Annotated in this window: 9 protein-coding genes; 5 read left to right on the plus strand and 4 right to left on the minus strand. The window is 65.4% G+C overall.

Going from position 1 to position 18,767, the window contains the following annotated elements:
* The first annotated feature begins 19 nt into the window (after positions 1 to 19).
* Genes glgC through glgX form a run of 4 tightly spaced genes read left to right on the plus strand, consistent with a single transcriptional unit; the run spans position 20 to position 6,146 of the window.
* Complete coding sequence (gene glgC / locus PS060_RS04200) at positions 20 to 1,279, plus strand: glucose-1-phosphate adenylyltransferase (protein WP_273985699.1); 1,260 nt, start codon at positions 20 to 22, stop codon at positions 1,277 to 1,279.
* A gap of 3 nt (positions 1,280 to 1,282) precedes the next feature.
* On the plus strand, positions 1,283 to 2,743 hold the full coding sequence (glgA, locus tag PS060_RS04205; RefSeq protein WP_273985700.1) for a glycogen synthase GlgA: 1,461 nt from the start codon (positions 1,283 to 1,285) through the stop codon (positions 2,741 to 2,743).
* The gene (locus PS060_RS04210; protein ID WP_273985701.1) at positions 2,740 to 4,371 is read left to right on the plus strand and encodes an alpha-D-glucose phosphate-specific phosphoglucomutase; all 1,632 of its coding nucleotides are present in this window, start codon (positions 2,740 to 2,742) and stop codon (positions 4,369 to 4,371) included. Before glgA ends, PS060_RS04210 begins: the two co-directional genes overlap by 4 nt.
* Positions 4,368 to 6,146 (plus strand): glycogen debranching protein GlgX, encoded by a 1,779-nt coding sequence (glgX, locus tag PS060_RS04215; RefSeq protein ID WP_273985702.1) that lies wholly within the window; start codon positions 4,368 to 4,370, stop codon positions 6,144 to 6,146. Before PS060_RS04210 ends, glgX begins: the two co-directional genes overlap by 4 nt.
* Here glgX and gltX read toward each other — a convergent pair.
* Both gltX and PS060_RS04225 read right to left on the minus strand, forming a co-directional pair.
* Entirely contained in the window at positions 6,143 to 7,489 is a 1,347-nt protein-coding gene (gltX, locus tag PS060_RS04220; RefSeq protein WP_273985703.1) for a glutamate--tRNA ligase, read from the minus strand. The genes glgX and gltX overlap by 4 nt on opposite strands.
* A 40-nt stretch (positions 7,490 to 7,529) precedes the next feature.
* Positions 7,530 to 7,970, minus strand: a complete 441-nt coding sequence (locus PS060_RS04225; protein ID WP_273985704.1) for a DNA-directed RNA polymerase subunit beta' — start codon at positions 7,968 to 7,970, stop codon at positions 7,530 to 7,532.
* A 173-nt stretch (positions 7,971 to 8,143) separates the two neighbouring features.
* Between PS060_RS04225 and PS060_RS04230 the strand changes: the two genes are divergently transcribed.
* A complete protein-coding gene (locus tag PS060_RS04230) occupies positions 8,144 to 9,793 on the plus strand; it encodes a hypothetical protein (RefSeq protein ID WP_273985706.1) in 1,650 nt (549 codons plus the stop codon).
* Between the two features lie 88 nt (positions 9,794 to 9,881).
* Here the strand turns inward: PS060_RS04230 and rpoC are convergent, their stop codons facing one another.
* Positions 9,882 to 14,183: a DNA-directed RNA polymerase subunit beta' gene (rpoC, locus tag PS060_RS04235; RefSeq protein WP_273985708.1), complete on the minus strand. Its 4,302-nt coding sequence runs from the start codon at positions 14,181 to 14,183 to the stop codon at positions 9,882 to 9,884.
* Between the two features lie 71 nt (positions 14,184 to 14,254).
* On the minus strand, positions 14,255 to 18,445 hold the full coding sequence (gene rpoB / locus PS060_RS04240; protein WP_273985709.1) for a DNA-directed RNA polymerase subunit beta: 4,191 nt from the start codon (positions 18,443 to 18,445) through the stop codon (positions 14,255 to 14,257).
* Positions 18,446 to 18,767: the final 322 nt, after the last annotated feature.

The following is an 18,767-nucleotide window of genomic DNA, read 5'->3' on the forward strand; positions in this document are numbered from 1 at the left end:
ACTCTGGGGAGAGAATGGGATGATCGAGAGAACTTCAGGGCGGCCACTGGCGCGCGATGCCATGGCCTATGTGCTGGCAGGTGGGCGGGGCAGCCGCTTGATGGAACTGACCGACCGGCGCGCCAAGCCCGCAGTCTATTTCGGCGGCAAGTCGCGCATCATCGACTTTGCGCTGTCGAACGCGATCAACTCCGGCATCCGCCGCATTGGCGTTGCGACCCAATACAAGGCGCACTCGCTGATCCGCCATATGCAGCGCGCGTGGACCTTCCTGCGGCCCGAACGTAACGAAAGCTTCGACATCCTGCCCGCCAGCCAGCGCGTGTCGGAGAACCAGTGGTACGAAGGCACGGCCGACGCGGTGTTCCAGAACATGGACATCATCGCCAGCCTCGCGCCCAAATACATGGTGATCCTCGCGGGCGATCACATCTACAAGATGGACTACGAGTTGATGCTGCAGCAGCACGTCAATTCGGGCGCGGATGTCACCATCGGCTGCCTTGTCGTGCCGCGCATGGAAGCGACCGGTTTCGGCGTGATGCAGGTCGACGAAAAGGACACCATCACCGCCTTCGTCGAAAAGCCGAAAGACCCGCCGGGCATTCCGGGCAACCCGGAAATGGCGCTGGCGTCGATGGGGATCTACGTCTTCAACACCGACTTCCTGTTCGAACAGCTGCGCCGCGATGCCGACGATCCCGCGTCCAAGCGCGATTTCGGCGGCGACATCATCCCCTACATCGTCAAGCACGGCAAAGCGGTCGCGCACCGCTTCACCAACTCCTGCATCCGCGCGGCGGAGGAAATCGAGGAGTATTGGCGCGATGTCGGTACGCTCGACGCCTATTTCGAGGCCAATCTCGACCTCACCGACACCGTGCCCAAGCTCAATCTCTATGACCGCGACTGGCCGATCTGGACGGATGCCGTCGTGGCCGCGCCTGCCAAGTTCGTCCATGATGAGGACGGGCGGCGTGGGTTCGCCGTCTCCTCGCTGGTGTCGGGGGACTGCATCATATCAGGGTCAGAGGTGCGCCGCAGCCTGCTGTTCACCGGGGTGAAGATCGGAAGCTACTCCAACGTCAACGAGGCAGTGATCCTGCCCTATTGCAACATCGGACGCGGGGCGCGCCTCTCCAAGGTGATCATCGATAGCGGGGTGCGAATCCCCGAAGGCATGATCATCGGAGAGGATCCCGAACTCGACGCGCGCCGGTTCCGGGTGTCGGAGAAAGGCGTGGTGCTCGTCACCCGCGACATGATGGCAAGGCTGTAAGCCATGGCGATGCGCGTCCTCTCCGTCGCGTCCGAGGCTGCCCCGCTGGTCAAGACCGGCGGGCTCGCCGATGTCGCGGGCGCGCTGCCCGCCGCCCTCGCCGCACAGGGGGTGGAGGTGACGAGCCTTGTGCCCGGCTATCCAGCGGTGCTGGCGAAGCTGGGCAAAAAGGCAAAGGCGGTGCACACATGGGACGCGCTGCTCGGCACGCCTGCACGGCTGCTGGCGGGCAAGCTTGGCGCGCAGCCGCTGCTTGTGCTGGATGCGCCTGCGCTGTTCGGCCGCGCGGGCGGGCCTTATGCCGATCCATCGGGGCGCGACTGGAAGGACAACTGGCACCGCTTCGCCGCCTTCGCTCGCGCCGCCGCCGATATCGCGGGCGGCGCGGTGAACGGCCGCGCCTTCGACCTTGTCCACGCCCATGACTGGCAGGCGGGGATGGTGCCCGCCTACCTCAAGCTCGCCCCGCTCGCCGGGAGCCGCCCGGTGCCGAGCGTCATCACCATCCACAACATGGCGTTTCAGGGATACTACCCCGCCGAAGTCTTTCCCCGGCTCGGCCTGCCCGCATCGGCATGGACGGTCGACGGGGTGGAGAGCTATGGCGGGGTCGGGTTCCTGAAGGCGGGGATGCAGCTCGCCGATGCGATCACCACGGTCAGCCCGACCTATGCGGGCGAGATCCGCTCGGTCGAATTCGGGATGGGGCTCGAAGGGCTGGTGCTCGCCCGTTCCAACCGCGTCCACGGCATCCTGAACGGCATCGACACCGCCGAATGGAACCCGGCCAGCGACCCGCACCTTGCCGCCACCTACACCGCCGGAAAGCTGGCCGCGCGGGCGAAGAACAAACGCGCGCTGGAGCAAGAATTCGGCCTTACCCGCGATGACGGCCCGCTGTTCATCGTCGTCAGCCGCCTCACCTGGCAGAAGGGCATGGACGTGCTGGCGGGCGTGCTCGATCACCTCGTCGGGATCGGCGGGCGGCTCGCTCTGCTCGGCTCCGGCGATGGCGAGATCGAGGCGGCCTTCCTCGCCGCCGCCGCGCGCCATCCGGGCCGCGTGGGCGTGCGGCTGGGCTATGACGAGGCGCTCTCGCACCGCTTGCAGGGCGGGGGCGATGCGATCCTGATCCCCAGCCGGTTCGAGCCCTGCGGCCTGACCCAGCTTTACGGCCTCGCCTACGGCTGCGTGCCGGTCGTCTCGCGCACTGGCGGCCTCGCCGATACGGTGATCGACGCCAACCCCGCCGCGCTGGCCGCCGGGGTCGCCACGGGCATCCAGATGAACGCCGTGACCCACAATGCCCTCGCCATGGCGGTCAGCCGCGCGGTGGAGCTTTACAACCGCCGCGCCGCATGGAAGCGGCTCCAGACCAACGGCATGAAGGCGGATTTCTCGTGGGGAGCAAGCGGCGCTGCCTATGCCACGCTCTACCGCCAATTGATCGAGGAACAGGGATGATCACGACTGTCGCCACCACGCCCTTTGACGGGCAGAAGCCCGGCACTTCGGGCCTGCGCAAGAAGGTGCGGGTGTTTGCCCAACCGAACTATGCCGAGAACTTCATCCAGAGCGTGTTCGACGTGGCCGAGCGGCCTGCGGGGTCGACGCTGGTGATCGGCGGCGACGGACGGTATCACAACCGCACCGTGATCCAGCAGGCGATCCGCATCGCTGCTGCCAATGGCTATGCCCGGGTGCTGGTGGGGCAAGGCGGCATCCTGTCGACCCCGGCGGCGAGCCATGTGATCCGCAAGTATGGCGCATCGGGCGGCCTGATCCTTTCAGCCAGCCACAACCCCGGCGGGCCGGACGAGGATTTCGGCATCAAGTACAACATCGCCAATGGCGGCCCCGCGCCCGAGGCGGTGACCGAGGCGATCTATGCCCGCACCCAAACCATCGACCGCTGGCTGATGGCGGAGAGCGCCGAAATCGATCTCGACCGGATCGGCGTGGCGCAGGTGGGGGGCATGGCGGTCGACGTGATCGATCCGGTCGCCGACTATGCCGACCTGATGGAGGAACTGTTCGATTTCCCCGCAATCCGCGCGGCAGCAGCGAGCGGCGCGCTGACCATGGCGTTCGACGCGATGCACGCCGTGACCGGGCCTTACGCGCGGGAAATTCTCGAAGGCCGTCTAGGCTTTCCGGCTGGCACGGTGCGCAATGGCGTGCCGCTGGAGGATTTCGGCGGGCATCACCCCGACCCCAACCTCGTCCACGCGGCAGAGCTTTACGCGGCTATGATGGCCGAAGGCGCGCCCACCATCGGCGCGGCCTCGGACGGGGATGGCGACCGCAACCTCATTATCGGCAAGGGGGTCTTCATCACCCCCTCGGATTCGCTGGCGATGCTGGCGGCCAATGCGCATCTCGCCCCGGCCTATGCCGGGGGGCTGAAGGGCATTGCGCGGTCGATGCCCACCAGCGCCGCTGCCGACCGGGTGGCCGAGGCGCTCGGCATCCCGCTGTGGGAGACGCCGACCGGGTGGAAGTTCTTCGGCACGCTGCTCGATGCCGGAAAGGCGACGATCTGCGGCGAGGAAAGCGCGGGCACCGGCAGCGATCACGTGCGCGAGAAGGACGGGCTGTGGGCGGTGCTGCTGTGGCTCAACATCCTCGCCGTGACAGGCAAGCCGGTGGCGCAGATCGCGCAGGAGCACTGGGCGCGGTTCGGGCGCAATTACTATGCGCGCCATGATTACGAGGCGATCGCGACCGACAAGGCGAACACCCTGATGGCGGCGCTTGAGGCTTCGCTTGGCGGATTGCCGGGCAAGGCGTTCGGCCCGCTGACCGTAAGCGCTGCCGACCAGTTCGCCTACACCGATCCGGTCGATGGCTCGGTCAGCCGCAATCAGGGCGTGCGGGTGATGTTCGCCTGCGGATCGCGGATCGTGTTCCGCCTGTCAGGCACGGGCACCGAGGGGGCGACGCTGCGGGTCTATCTCGAACGCTATGAAGCCCCGGACGGGCGGCTGGCGGAGGAGACCCCTGCCATGCTCGCCGACCTGATCGCCGCTGCCGAAGCCGTGGCGGGCATCGCCGCGCATACCGGGCGAACGGCGCCCGATGTGGTGACGTGACGCAGCACCTCGGCGCGCATGTCGCAGGCGGCGTAACCCGCTTCGCCGTGCGCGCCCCGCTGGCCGAGGCGCTGGACCTGTGCCTGTTTGATGGCAATGCCGAAACCCGCCTGCCGATGGCGCGGAAGGGCGATCTCTGGGTGGCCGAGCTGGACGGCGATCTGACCGGCACCCGCTATGGCTACCGCGCCCATGGGCGATATGATCCGGTGGGCAACCTGTGGTTCGACCCGGCCAAGCTGCTGGTTGACCCTCACGCGCTGGAACTTGACCGCCGCTTCATCCAGCACCCGCGCCTTGGCCAGCTTGGTGAGGACACCGCCGATCTGGTGCCGCGCGCGGTGGTGACCGGGCCGCTTGAGCAAGCCGCCCCCGCCCCGCCCCGGTTCCGGCGCGGCGGCTTGATCTACGAGGTCAACGTGCGCAGTTTCACGCTGCTGCATCCCGATGTGCCCGAGGCACAGCGCGGCACCATCGCCGCGCTCGGCCACCCGGCGGTGATCGCGCACCTCAAGCAGCTGCACGTCAGCGCGGTTGAGCTGATGCCGGTCGTCGCATGGATCGACGAACGCCACCTGCCGCCGCTCGAGCTGGCGAACCACTGGGGCTATAATCCGGTGGCGATGATGGCGCTCGATCCCGGCCTCGCCCCCGGCGGGGTGGCCGAATTGCGCGAGGCGGTGGCGGCGCTGCACGAAGGCGGCATCGGCGTGATCCTCGATCTGGTGTTCAACCACTCGGGCGAAAGCGATGTCCACGGCGGCACGCTCTCCCTGCGCGGGCTCGACCCTGCCGCCTATGCCCGCGCGCCCGACGGGAGCCTGATCAACGATACCGGCTGCGGCAACACTCTGGACTTCAGCCAACCTGCGGTGCGCCAGCTGATGATCGACACGCTGACGCACTTCGTAAGGCATTGCGGGATAGACGGTTTTCGCTTCGACCTCGCCCCCGTTATCGCGCGCGGCCCCGGGTTTGACGCCCACGCCCCGATCTTCGCCGAACTCGCCGCCGAGCCTTGCCTCGCTGACCGCGTGATGATCGCCGAGCCGTGGGACATCGGCCCGGGCGGCTACCAGCTGGGCCACTTCCCGCCGAACTGGCTCGAATGGAATGACCGTTTCCGCGACGATGTGCGCCGGTTCTGGCGCGGTGACGGGAGCCTCGGGACGCTCGCCACCCGCATCGCCGGATCATCCGATCTGTTCGGCAGCGATTGTCGCAGCGTCAATTTCCTCGCCGCGCATGACGGCTTCACCCTCGCCGATACCCTCGCCTACGAACAGCGCCACAATCACGCCAACGGCGAAGACAATCGCGACGGGCATGGCGAGAATTTCACGTGGAATTGCGGCGCCGAAGGGCCGAGCGATGATCCGCACATCCTCGTCCGCCGCGCTGAAGATGTCCGCGCGCTGCTGGGAACGCTGTTCGCCTCGACCGGCACGATCATGCTGACCGCCGGGGACGAATTCGGGCGGAGCCAGCAGGGCAACAACAACGCCTATTGTCAGGATATGCCAGTCGACTGGAGCGCGCGCGATCTGGCGCTAGAGGCCCATGTCGCAACACTGGCGGCGCGGCGAGCCGCGGCGGGAGACGCCTTTGCGCAGTTTCCCGATGACGGCCAGTGGCTCGCCCCCTCGGGCGCGGCGATGCAGCCGCACGACTGGGACGATCCGGCAACCGACGGCTTCACCCATCAGCCGCCATCCGGCAGCGCCCGCCCGGCGCTGCGCATCAGCCGCAGCGCGCGCGAGGCCGGCCTGATCTAGGCCGCCGCGCTCGCCAGCCGCGCGCGCGCCTCGGCCTCGCCGATCAGCGGGAGCAGCTCGCCCATGTCGGGGCCGTGATCCATGCCCGTCAGCGCCTGACGCAGCGGCAGGAACAGCGCCTTGCCCTTCCGCCCGGTCGCCTCCTTGAGCGCAGTGGTCAGCGCACCCCACGGGTTTTCGCCCCACGCCAGCAGCCGCGCCGCCTCGGCGAGAAAGGCCTTGTCTTCATCGGTGAAGGCCGGCGTCGTGATCGGCCCCGTCACCAGCCGCCACCAATCGGCCGCCTCGCCGATATGCGCGAGATTGGGCCGCACCGCGTGCCAGCCCGCCGCGTCCATCCCGGCGGGCAAGCGCGCTGCGACGGCCTCATAGGGCAGCTGGTGGACAATCCCGGCGTTGAGGCGTTCCAGATCCTCCTCGTCGAACTTGGCGGGCGCACGGCCAAAAGTGCCTAGATCGAAGCTCACGGTCAGCGCCGTGCGGTCTGCAATCGGCTCCACCGGCTGCGAGGTGCCGAGCCGCGCCAGCAGCGCGATGATCGCTTCCGGCTCGATCCCGCGCTCGCGGAAGGCATCGCAACCGAGCGAGCCCAGACGCTTCGAAAGCTTGCCCTCCTTGCCCACGAGCAGCGCCTCGTGCGCAAAGGCCGGGATGGTTTTTGCTGCACCGAAACCTGCAGCATGAAGTGCGGTAAAGATCTGAATCTGAACGGCAGTATTCGAAACATGGTCCTCGCCACGCAGCACCTGGGTCACGCCCATGTCGATGTCGTCGACCGCGCTCGGCATCATGTAGAGCCATGATCCATCGGCGCGGCGGATAACGGGATCGGAAAGCTGCGCGGGATCGAATTTCTGAAGCCCGCGAATGCCGTCGTTCCACTGGATCGGCTCGGCATGATCGAGCAGGAAGCGCCAGTGCGGTGCGGTGCCCTCGGCCTCCTTGGCGGCCTGTTCTTCGGCGGTCAGCTTCAGCGCTGCGCGGTCGTAGATCGGCGGAAGGCCGCGGCCCAGTGCGATCTTGCGCTTCACCTCCAGCTCCTGCGCGCTTTCGTAGCAGGGGTAGATCCGCCCCGCCGCGCGCAGCACATCGAAGGCTGCGGCATAGCGATCGAGCCGCGCCGACTGGCGCTCTTCGCGATCCCACGTCAGGCCCAGCCAGGTGAGGTCGGCGCGGATCGCTTCGACATAGTCCTCGCGGCTACGTTCGGCATCGGTGTCGTCGATCCGCAGGATGAAGGTGCCGCCCGCCTGCCGCGCCAGCATCCAGTTGTGGAGCGCGGTGCGGATGTTGCCGACGTGCAGACGGCCTGTGGGCGAAGGGGCAAAGCGGGTGGTGGTCATGCGCGCTCAGGTAGAGCGCGCCGCCGCGACCCGCAAGCGCTCAGAGCCCGCGGACTTCCGCTGCGGTCAGGGCGAGCGCGCCCTCCCACAGGCGGGGCATCCGGTCGGGTCGGAGCAACCCGGCGAGCGCCGCTTCGAACCCACCTCGGTCGCCCCTCGCGGCGGCATCGACGAAGGCCGCGATGGTGGCTTCGTCATGGCTGAGCAGGCGGCAACAGAAGCGCGAGACGTGGATGTCCTCGGGCCAGGCAGCAGAGATGGCCTGCGCAAGGATCAGCGCCTTGGCCGCCACCGCAACGCTGCCAAGCCGTGCCGCCAGTTCGGGCACGGGATCGCGACCGAGCCGGTCATGCAGCGCAATCAGCCTGAGGGCGTGGATGAAGCGTCCGGCGATGGGGCCGCATTCCTCGATCCGTGGCGCTGCGGCAAGTGCGGCAATGACCTTGCGGGCGGCGGCAGAGGGGGCGTTGGAGTGGGACATGATACCTCGTTGAATGTCAGAGGGAGCGGCGCGTTGAGCACTGCCTAGCTTAATTGCGAATGTGTCGCAATAGCGTTTTCTCGTGTTCAACATTCTCGCCCTGCCGGCGCAAGACCCATTGCCAAAAGGCAAAGCTTGTCAGACATCTGGCAATCGAATCAGGGGGTCCATCCATGAAGAATCTGCTTGCAACAGCCGCATTGGCTGCACTCGTGTGCACGCCCGTTATTGCCGAGGCCCAAAGCGCGCCGCCACCCGTCGCGCCGCCACCCGCCGCCCCGCCGCCGACCAAGGTCACCACCACCACAACCGCGCTGACCGACAAACAGCTCGGCTCGCGCTATCTGCGCTGCGACGGCGAGCCCAACAATGTCACCGGGGGCGAGACCTTTGCCCGCCTGCTGGGTGCGGTGACGCTGCTCGGCCTGTTCGCGCCCACCCCGGAATCGCCCGATCCCTCCAAGCGCCAGTTCGGCGAGGCCGGGGTCGCGGTCTGTTCGGAACTGATCGACGGCGGCGACAAGGGCGAAAGCAACGCGGTGCGCCGCATCCCGCTGATCCTTGCCCGCGCGCTCCACCAGATCGAGGCCAAGAATTACCCCGCCGCGCTTGCCGATGTCGAAAAGGCCCGCGCCGAAGCCAAGGCGGCCGGCCTGTCTGGCAATGCCTATTTCGATCGCTCGATGGGCCTGTCCTTCTCGAACATCGAAGCCGAAATCCACCTGCGCATGGGCAATGCCGCCGCCGCGCAGGATGCCTCGCTCGGTGCGATCGGGGGGATCAAATACAGCTTCGTCCCCAGCATCGTGATCAAGGATTACGGCGTCTTCGTGCGCGAGCTGACCCCGGCGGCAGAAGCCCGCATTGCAGCCAATGCCAAGGTGCTGCCGGTGCTGCTGATGACCTACGCCGCGCGGTTGGCCGAGGTCGGCCGCTTCCCCGAGGCTGCGGCGAAGTACGAAGCCCTTATCGAAGTGATCGAAGGGCTCAATCCCGAAGAAAAGAGTTCGGACTACTACGCCCGCGCCGCGCTTGCGCACGCATTGGCAGGCGACTGGGACAAGGCCGATGCCCGCGCCAGCTTTGCCCGCGCCAACATGACCAGCCGCCGCGCCGAGGGCAAGCCCGAGGACGATGCGGCAGAAGTGATCGAACTCCTCGACCTGTTCGACATCGTCAAACTCGCGCAGAACGGCGATCTGACGGCCGCCCGGCGCAACTTTGCCGCGCGATCGGAATGGGCCGCACCCAGCTTTGGATCGACCGTGGAAGTCACCCGCCGCCTGCGTGAAGGCGCGGCGGAGGCTGAACTCTTCGGCGCGCTGTCCAAGACGCCCGAAGGGATGTGGCAGGCGCGCTACGACGATCTGCTCGCGGTGCGCCTGCAGCGCGACACCAATAATGAATGGCTGTTCGACCTGATCCAGCCCTATAGCCGGGTCGGAGATTTCGAAGGGCGCAGCAAGGCGACCTGGCAGATCCAGAAGTCCAAGATGATGGCCAAGGAAGCCGACGAGGATGGCCAGTGGCGGATCTGGGCGGGCGGCGACATCTATTCGGCCATTGATGCGATCATGCTCCACGCCGCCTTGCAGGCACAGGCGCGCGGCAAGGAGGGCTTCACGATGTTCATCGTCCTGCCGCGCTCCACACCCGGCTATTACCCCCCGCCGACCGTTGGCTATGCCCGTTTCGCCAATCCCGGCGAACCCGGCGCGCCGGCAGATGCCTTCATCCCGGCGGCCGAAGTGATCGCCGAGCTGTCGCAGGTGATCCCCACGCCTGAGGAATTGAAACTGCGCAAGAAGCGCCGGGCGAAATAGCCGGCGCATCCCCCGCAAGCAAAAGCCCCGCCGGAGCATTGGCTCCGGCGGGGCTTTTTTGTTGGGCCGTGAGGCTCAGGCGAGGGGCTTATTCCTCGCCGTCGTCCTCAACTTCGGCTGCGGGGGCGGAAGCCGCCATCGCGGCCATCGCAGCCTTCATCTTCTCTTCCGAACCGATCGCATCGGCTTCCGGCTCGACTTCGCGCTGACCCGAGGCAGACAGGGCTTCCTGCTGCTTCTTCCAGGCCGCCTTCAGCGCCGCATCGCGGCTGTTGGCGGTGACGCGCAGACGGTTCATGCCCGCGCCGGTACCGGCGGGGATGAGACGGCCGACGATCACGTTTTCCTTCAGCCCGATCAGGGTGTCCTTCTTCCCTTCGACCGCCGCCTGCGTCAGCACGCGGGTGGTTTCCTGGAACGAGGCCGCCGAGATGAACGAACGGGTCTGGAGCGAAGCCTTGGTGATCCCGAGCAGCACCGGAGTCCCGCTCGCACCCTGCTTGCCCTTGGCCAGCTTGCCGTTGATTTCCAGCATCTCGGCCAGATCGACCTGTTCGCCCGGCAGCAGGGTGGTGTCCCCGCCATCGGTGATCTCGACCTTCTGCAGCATCTGGCGAACGATCACCTCGATGTGCTTGTCGTTGATCTTCACGCCCTGCAAGCGATAGACTTCCTGAATCTCGTCAACGAGATACTCGGCCAGCGCCTCGACGCCCATGACTTCGAGGATGTCGTGCGGGTTGGGCGAGCCGGAAATCAGGGTGTCACCCTTCTTCACGTAGTCGCCTTCCTGCACGTCGATCACCTTGGTCTTGGGGATCAGGTATTCCACCGGATCGCCTTCCTCGGGAATGATCGCGATCTTGCGCTTGGCCTTATATTCGCGGACGAATTCGATCCGGCCGGAGATCTTGGCAATGACCGAGACGTCCTTGGGCATACGCGCCTCGAACAGTTCGGCCACGCGCGGCAGACCGCCGGTGATGTCGCGGGTCTTGGCGGCTTCGCGGCTCGCACGGGCGAGAATGTCGCCCGCTTCGACCATCTGACCATCCTCGACCGACAGCGTGGTGCCCGGAGCGAGCATATAGCGCGCCGCTTCGGTTTCGCCGCTGCCTTCCGCCAGAAGGGTGAGCCGCGGACGCAGATCTTCCTTCTTCTTGCGGCCGGTGGCGCGGTTTTCGGTGACCACGCGCTGGGCGATGCCGGTGGCATCATCCATCTGTTCCTCGAGCGTGATGCCCTCGGCCAGATCCTGATACTTCACCACACCCGACTGTTCGGTGATGATCGGCAGGGTGAACGGGTCCCACTCGGCGAGACGATCGCCGACCTTGACCTGATCGCCATCCTTGAACTTCAGCACCGTCCCGTAAGGCACCTTGTGCATCTCGCGCTCGCGCCCTTCGGCGTCGATCACGGCCAGCTCGCCGTTACGGGCGAGGCTGAGGATGCGGCCCTGCTTGTCGGTGATGGTCGGCATATCGCGGAATTCGATACGGCCTTCCGAAATCGCCTCGAGGTGCGAGGTTTCGTTGAGCTGCGCCGCGCCGCCGATGTGGAAGGTCCGCATCGTCAGCTGGGTGCCAGGCTCGCCGATCGACTGCGCCGCGATGACGCCCACCGCTTCGCCGATGTTCACCGGGGTCCCGCGGGCAAGGTCACGGCCATAGCAAGTCGCGCAGACGCCCTGTTCGGCTTCGCAGATCAGCGGCGAGCGAATCTTGGCCGACTGCACTTCAGCCGCCTCGATCGCCTTGACCATCGCTTCGTCGAGCAGGGTGCCCGCCGGAACGATCACTTCGCCGGTCGCCGCGTTGACGATGTCTTCCGCGACCGTGCGGCCGAGAATACGCTCGCCAAGCGAGGCGATCACCGAACCGCCCTGCACGATGGCGCGCATTTCGAGCGCGTTCTGCGTGCCGCAATCTTCCTCGACGATGACGCAATCCTGCGACACGTCGACGAGACGGCGGGTGAGGTAACCCGAGTTCGCGGTCTTCAGCGCGGTGTCCGCGAGACCCTTACGGGCGCCGTGGGTCGAGTTGAAGTATTCAAGAACGGTCAGACCTTCCTTGAAGTTCGAGATGATCGGGGTCTCGATGATCTCGCCCGAAGGCTTGGCCATCAGACCGCGCATCCCGGCAAGCTGCTTCATCTGCGCCGGGCTACCACGCGCCCCGGAGTGGCTCATCATGTAGATCGAGTTGATCTGGGCTTCCTTGCCCGTCTCGCTGTCGATCGGCTGCGCCTTGATCTCGGCCATCATCGCGTCGGCGACCATGTCACCGCACTTCGACCAGGCGTCGATCACCTTGTTGTACTTTTCCTGCTGGGTGATGAGACCGTCCTGGTACTGCTGCTCGTAACCGGCAACCAGTTCCTTGGTCTCCTCGACCAGCTTCTCCTTGGCGTCGGGGATGATCATGTCATCCTTGCCGAAGCTGATCCCGGCGCGGAACGCGTGGCGGAAGCCCAGCGCCATGATGGCGTCGGCGAACAGCACCGTGTCCTTCTGGCCGGTGTGACGATACACCTGGTCGATCACGTCGCCGATCTCGCGCTTGGTGAGCAGGCGGTTGATGATGTCGAAGGGCACCTTGTGGTTCTTCGGCAGGCACTCGCCGATCAGCATACGACCGGGGGTGGTGACGAAGCGCTTCATCGACACCACGCCGTTCTCGTCGGCCTGCGGAACGCGGGCGATGATGCGGGTGTGGAGCGTGACCGCCTTGGTTTCGAGCGCCTGGTGCACTTCGGCCATGTCGCTGAAGCGCGGGAGCTTCTCGATCTTGGTGCCGTCGGCTTCCTCGATGTATTCGGGGTGCTTCTCCTGCCGCTCCATCGAGAGGTAGTAGATCCCCAGAACCATGTCCTGCGAAGGCACGATGATTGGCTTGCCGTTGGCGGGCGAGAGGATGTTGTTGGTCGACATCATCAGCACGCGCGCTTCGAGCTGGGCTTCGAGGCTGAGCGGCACGTGGACCGCCATCTGGTCACCGTCGAAGTCGGCGTTGAAGGCCGAGCAGACCAGCGGGTGCAGCTGGATCGCCTTGCCCTCGATCAGCACGGGCTCGAATGCCTGGATGCCCAGACGGTGGAGCGTCGGCGCGCGGTTCAGGAGAACCGGGTGCTCGCGGATCACCTCGTCGAGGATGTCCCAGACTTCCTTGCGCTCCTTCTCGACCCACTTCTTGGCCTGCTTGAGGGTCATCGACAGACCCTTGGCATCCAGACGCGCGTAGATGAACGGCTTGAACAGCTCGAGCGCCATCTTCTTGGGCAGGCCGCACTGGTGCAGCTTGAGCTCAGGCCCGGTCACGATCACCGAACGGCCCGAATAGTCGACGCGCTTGCCGAGCAGGTTCTGGCGGAAACGGCCCTGCTTGCCCTTGAGCATGTCGGAGAGCGACTTGAGCGGACGCTTGTTCGCGCCGGTAATGACGCGGCCACGGCGACCGTTGTCGAACAGCGCGTCGACCGCTTCCTGCAGCATGCGCTTTTCGTTGCGCACGATGATGTCGGGCGCGCGCAGCTCGATCAGGCGCTTCAGACGGTTGTTGCGGTTGATGACGCGGCGGTAAAGGTCATTGAGGTCGGAGGTCGCGAAGCGGCCACCATCCAGCGGCACCAGCGGGCGCAGTTCGGGCGGGATGACCGGGATCACTTCGAGGATCATCCATTCCGGGCGGTTGCCGGATTCGATGAAGCTTTCGACGACCTTGAGGCGCTTGATGATCTTCTTGGGCTTGAGGGCGGACTTGGTGGTGGCAAGCTCGTCCATCAGCGCTTCGCGCTCGGCTTCGAGGTCGAGCTGCATCAGCATGGTGCGCACGGCTTCCGCGCCGATGTCGGCGGTGAAGGCGTCCTCGCCATATTCGTCCTGCGCTTCGAGGAGTTCATCCTCGGTCAGCAGCTGGTACTTCTCGAGCGGGGTCAGGCCCGGTTCGGTGACGATGTAGCTTTCGAAGTAAAGCACGCGCTCGAGCTGCTTCAGCTGCATGTCGAGCAGCAGGCCGATGCGCGAGGGCAGCGACTTCAGGAACCAGATGTGCGCGACGGGCGCGGCCAGTTCGATGTGGCCCATGCGCTCGCGGCGGACCTTGGTCACGGTGACTTCGACGCCGCACTTTTCGCAGACGACGCCCTTGTACTTCATGCGCTTGTACTTGCCGCACAGGCACTCGTAGTCCTTCACGGGGCCGAAAATGCGCGCGCAGAACAACCCGTCACGCTCCGGCTTGAAGGTGCGGTAGTTGATCGTCTCGGGCTTCTTGATCTCGCCATAGGACCACGAGCGGATGCGCTCCGGCGAGGCGATGCCGATCTGGATCTGGTCGAAGGTTTCGGGCTTCGCCAGCTGGTTGGTGAATTTGGTCAGGTCGTTCATGACTGTGTTCCCTTAGGGGGATGAAATTCGTTTGCGGCGGTGACGGGGGGCGATTTCCGCCCCCGCGCCCCTTATTCCGCTGCCTCCAGCATCTCGCCGTCGTCGTCCTCGTCGAGGATCGACTTCAGTTCGACGTTGAGGCCGAGGCTGCGCATTTCCTTGACGAGCACGTTGAAGCTCTCGGGAATGCCGGCCTCGAAGGTGTCGTCGCCCTTGACGATCGCTTCGTAGACCTTGGTGCGGCCGACCACGTCGTCGGACTTCACCGTCAGCATTTCCTGCAAGGTGTAGGCCGCGCCGTAGGCCTGGAGCGCCCAGACCTCCATTTCCCCGAAGCGCTGGCCGCCGAACTGCGCCTTGCCGCCCAGCGGCTGCTGGGTGACGAGCGAGTAAGGGCCGATCGAACGGGCGTGGATCTTGTCGTCGACCAGGTGGTGGAGCTTCAGCATGTAGATGATGCCCACGGTCACCTTGCGGTCGAACGCCTCGCCGGTGCGGCCGTCATAAAGGACGCTCTGGCCCGAGGAATCGATCCCCGCCTTGACCAGCATATCCGAAACGTCGGCTTCACGCGCGCCGTCGAACACCGGAGTACCCATCGGCACACCCGCCGAGAGGTTGCCGGCGAGTTCGACGATATCGGCGGTCGAGCGGCTTTCGAGATCCTCGACATACTGCTCGCCGTAGATGTCCTTCAGACGATCCAGCACGGCAGCTGGCGGGGCGACATTGGCGTAATCGCGCGCTGCATTCGGATTGGCAGCGTGCCATTCGTCCAGCATCCCCTTGATCTCGTGCCCGAGCGCGCGCGCGGCAAAGCCAAGGTGCGTCTCGAAGATCTGCCCGACGTTCATGCGCGACGGCACGCCCAGCGGGTTGAGCACGAGGTCAACGTGTGTCCCGTCGGCGAGGAACGGCATGTCCTCGATCGGCAGGATGCGGCTGATGACACCCTTGTTCCCGTGACGGCCGGCCATCTTGTCGCCCGGCTGCAGCTTGCGCTTCACCGCGACGAAGACCTTGACCATCTTGAGCACGCCCGGCGCGAGTTCGTCACCACGCTCCAGCTTTTCCTTGCGGTCATGGAACTTGGCATCGATCACCGCGACGGCTTCGTCGTACTGGGTCTTGACCGCTTCGATCTGCGCCTGACGGCTGTCGTCGGCGACCGCGAACTTGAACCATTCGTGGCGGTCGACCTCTTCCAGCATCTCGGCCGTGATCTCGGCGCCCTTCTTCAGCCCCTTGGGTGCTGCCGAAGCGGTCTGACCGATCAGCATATCCTTGAGACGGTTGTAGGTCGCACGGTTGAGGATGTTGCGCTCGTCCGCGGCGTCCTTGCGCAGGCGTTCGATTTCCTCGTTCTGGATCGCACGCGTACGGTCGTCGATCTCGATCCCGTGGCGGTTGAACACCCGGACTTCGACGATGGTGCCCGCCACGCCCGGGGGCAGACGCAGCGAGGTGTCACGCACGTCGCTCGCCTTTTCGCCGAAGATCGCGCGCAGCAGCTTTTCTTCCGGGGTCATCGGCGATTCACCCTTGGGGGTGATCTTGCCGACGAGGATGTCGCCCGGGTGAACTTCCGCACCGATATAGACGATGCCCGCTTCGTCGAGGTTGCGCAGGGCTTCCTCGCCGACGTTGGGAATGTCGCGGGTGATGTCTTCCGGCCCGAGCTTGGTGTCGCGGGCCATGACTTCGAACTCCTCGATGTGGATCGAGGTGAAGACGTCGTCCTTCACGATGCGTTCGCTGATCAGGATCGAGTCTTCGTAGTTGTAGCCATTCCACGGCATGAACGCGACGAGGCTGTTCTTGCCCAGCGCGAGTTCACCCAGATCGGTCGAGGGACCGTCAGCGATGATGTCGCCCTGTTCGATCACGTCACCCACCTTCACCAGCGGACGCTGGTTGATGCAGGTGTTCTGGTTCGAACGCTGGAACTTCTGCAGGGTGTAGATGTCCACGCCCGACTGGCCGGGTTCGACATCGCCGATCGCGCGGATCACGATACGGGTCGCGTCGACCTGGTCGACGATCCCGCCGCGCTTGGCGGCAATCGCCGCGCCCGAATCGCGCGCCACGGTTTCTTCCATGCCGGTGCCGACCCACGGCGCTTCCGCCTTCACGAGCGGTACGGCCTGACGCTGCATGTTCGAGCCCATCAGCGCGCGGTTGGCGTCATCGTTTTCGAGGAACGGGATCAGCGAGGCCGCAACCGAGACGAGCTGCTTGGGGCTCACGTCCATCAGCGTGATCTGCTCGCGCGGCGCCATCAGGTTGTCGCCGTTGTGACGCGCCGAGACCAGCTCTTCGACGAAGCTGCCATCCGCGTTCAGTTCAGCCGAGGCCTGCGCAACGGTGTGCTTCTGCTCCTCCATTGCGGAGAGGTAGATCACGTCCGCCGTCACCTTGCCGTCGATGACCTTGCGATACGGGGTTTCGATGAAGCCGTACTTGTTGACGCGGCTGAAGCTCGCGAGCGAGTTGATCAGACCGATGTTCGGGCCTTCCGGCGTTTCGATCGGGCAGATGCGGCCATAGTGCGTCGGGTGAACGTCGCGGACTTCGAAGCCGGCGCGCTCGCGGGTGAGACCACCCGGCCCGAGCGCCGAAACGCGGCGCTTGTGGGTGACTTCCGAAAGCGGGTTGGTCTGGTCCATGAACTGCGAAAGCTGCGAGGAGCCGAAGAACTCGCGCACCGCAGCCACTGCGGGCTTGGCGTTGATGAGGTCGTTCGGCATCACAGTCGACACGTCGACCGAGCTCATGCGCTCCTTCACCGCGCGCTCCATGCGCAGCAGGCCGACGCGGTACTGGTTTTCCAGAAGCTCGCCCACCGAACGCACGCGGCGGTTGCCGAGGTTGTCGATGTCGTCGACTTCGCCCTTGCCGTCCTTGAGGCCGACCAGCTCCTTCACCACCGCGAGGATGTCTTCCTTGCGCAGCGTGGTGATGGTGTCCTCGCATTCGAGGCCCAGACGCATGTTGAGCTTCACGCGGCCCACGGCCGAGAGGTCATAGCGTTCGGCATCGAAGAACAGGCCTTCGAACAGCGCCTCGGCGGTTTCCTTCGTCGGCGGTTCGCCCGGGCGCATGACCTTGTAGATCGCCTCGAGGCCTTCGTCGCGGTTCTCGGCCTTGTCGGCCTTCAGCGTGTTGCGGATCCACGGGCCAGTGTTGATCTCGTCGATGTCGAGCAGCGGGAGACGGTCGATCCCGGCCTTGTCGAGAATGTCGACGTGCTCGAGCGTCACTTCATCGCCCGCTTCGATGTAGATGCGGCCGGTGCTCTCGTCGATCATGTCAGCGGCGGCATAGCGGCTGACGACTTCCTCGGTCGGCAGCAGCAGTTCGGTGAGGCCATCCTTGGCGGCCTTGTTGGCAGCACGCGGGCTGATCTTCTGGCCAGCGGGGAAGACTTCCTCGCCGGTGGCTGCATCGACCAGCGCGAAGGTCGGCTTGGCGTTGCGCCACTGTTCGGCCACGAAGGGGATCTTCCACCCGTCCTTGGCGCGGTCCCAGGTGACGGTGTTGTAGAAGTAGCCGAGGATGTCTTCGGCATCGAGGCCGAGCGAATAGAGCAGCGCGGTGACCGGCAGCTTGCGCTTGCGGTCGATGCGGACGTTAACGATGTCCTTGGCGTCGAACTCGAAGTCGAGCCACGAGCCGCGGTAGGGGATCACGCGCGCGGCGAACAGCAGCTTGCCCGAGGAGTGGGTCTTGCCGCGGTCATGATCGAACAGCACGCCCGGCGAGCGGTGCATCTGCGAGACGATCACGCGCTCGGTGCCGTTGATGATGAAGGTGCCGTTCTCAGTCATGAGCGGCATGTCGCCCATGTAGACGTCCTGCTCCTTGATATCGAGGACGGAGCGGGTTTCGGTTTCGCTGTCCACCTCGAACACGATGAGGCGCAGGGTCACCTTCATCGGGGCGGCATAGGTGATGCCGCGCTGACGGCACTCGGTGGTGTCGTACTTGGGCTCTTCGAGTTCGTAGTGGACGAAATCGAGTTCGGCGGTGCCGGCGAAATCGCGGATCGGGAAGACGCTGCGCAGCGTCTTTTCAAGGCCCGAGACATAGCCCGTCGCCTTGTCCGAACGCAGGAACTGCTCGTAGCTTTCGCGCTGAACCTCGATCAGGTTCGGCATCTGCACCACTTCGTGGATGTCGCCGAAGATCTTGCGGATGCGCTTCTTGGCGGTCCCTTGCGCCTTGCGGCTGCGGGTGACGGGCGGCTTCGCCTTGGTGGCCATGGAGGGGTCTTGCCTCTTCGATTGGGCCGCGAGAGGGGAAGCCTCACGCGGACGGGAAAAACGCGGTCGTTCGACGCGAAAAAAGCCACCATGCCGAACGCACAAAAGCCGCTTGCCCAGCCCCGCAATTGTCGCAGGTCGGCAGCAGCATTCGTCAAGCGTCGCGATAGTGGCGTGTCGCCGCTTCCATCCGAAAGCCGATTCCCGCGCATGAATCGGCCCTGCTCGAAGCGGGCGAGGACGGGCATTTAGGAACAGCCCGCCGCCCTGTCAACGCCCTGCGTCCACGCACCCAGAATGGGCTTGCGGCAGGGCGGGCAAA

Source organism: Erythrobacter sp. BLCC-B19 (assembly GCF_028621955.1).
GTDB lineage: Bacteria > Pseudomonadota > Alphaproteobacteria > Sphingomonadales > Sphingomonadaceae > Erythrobacter.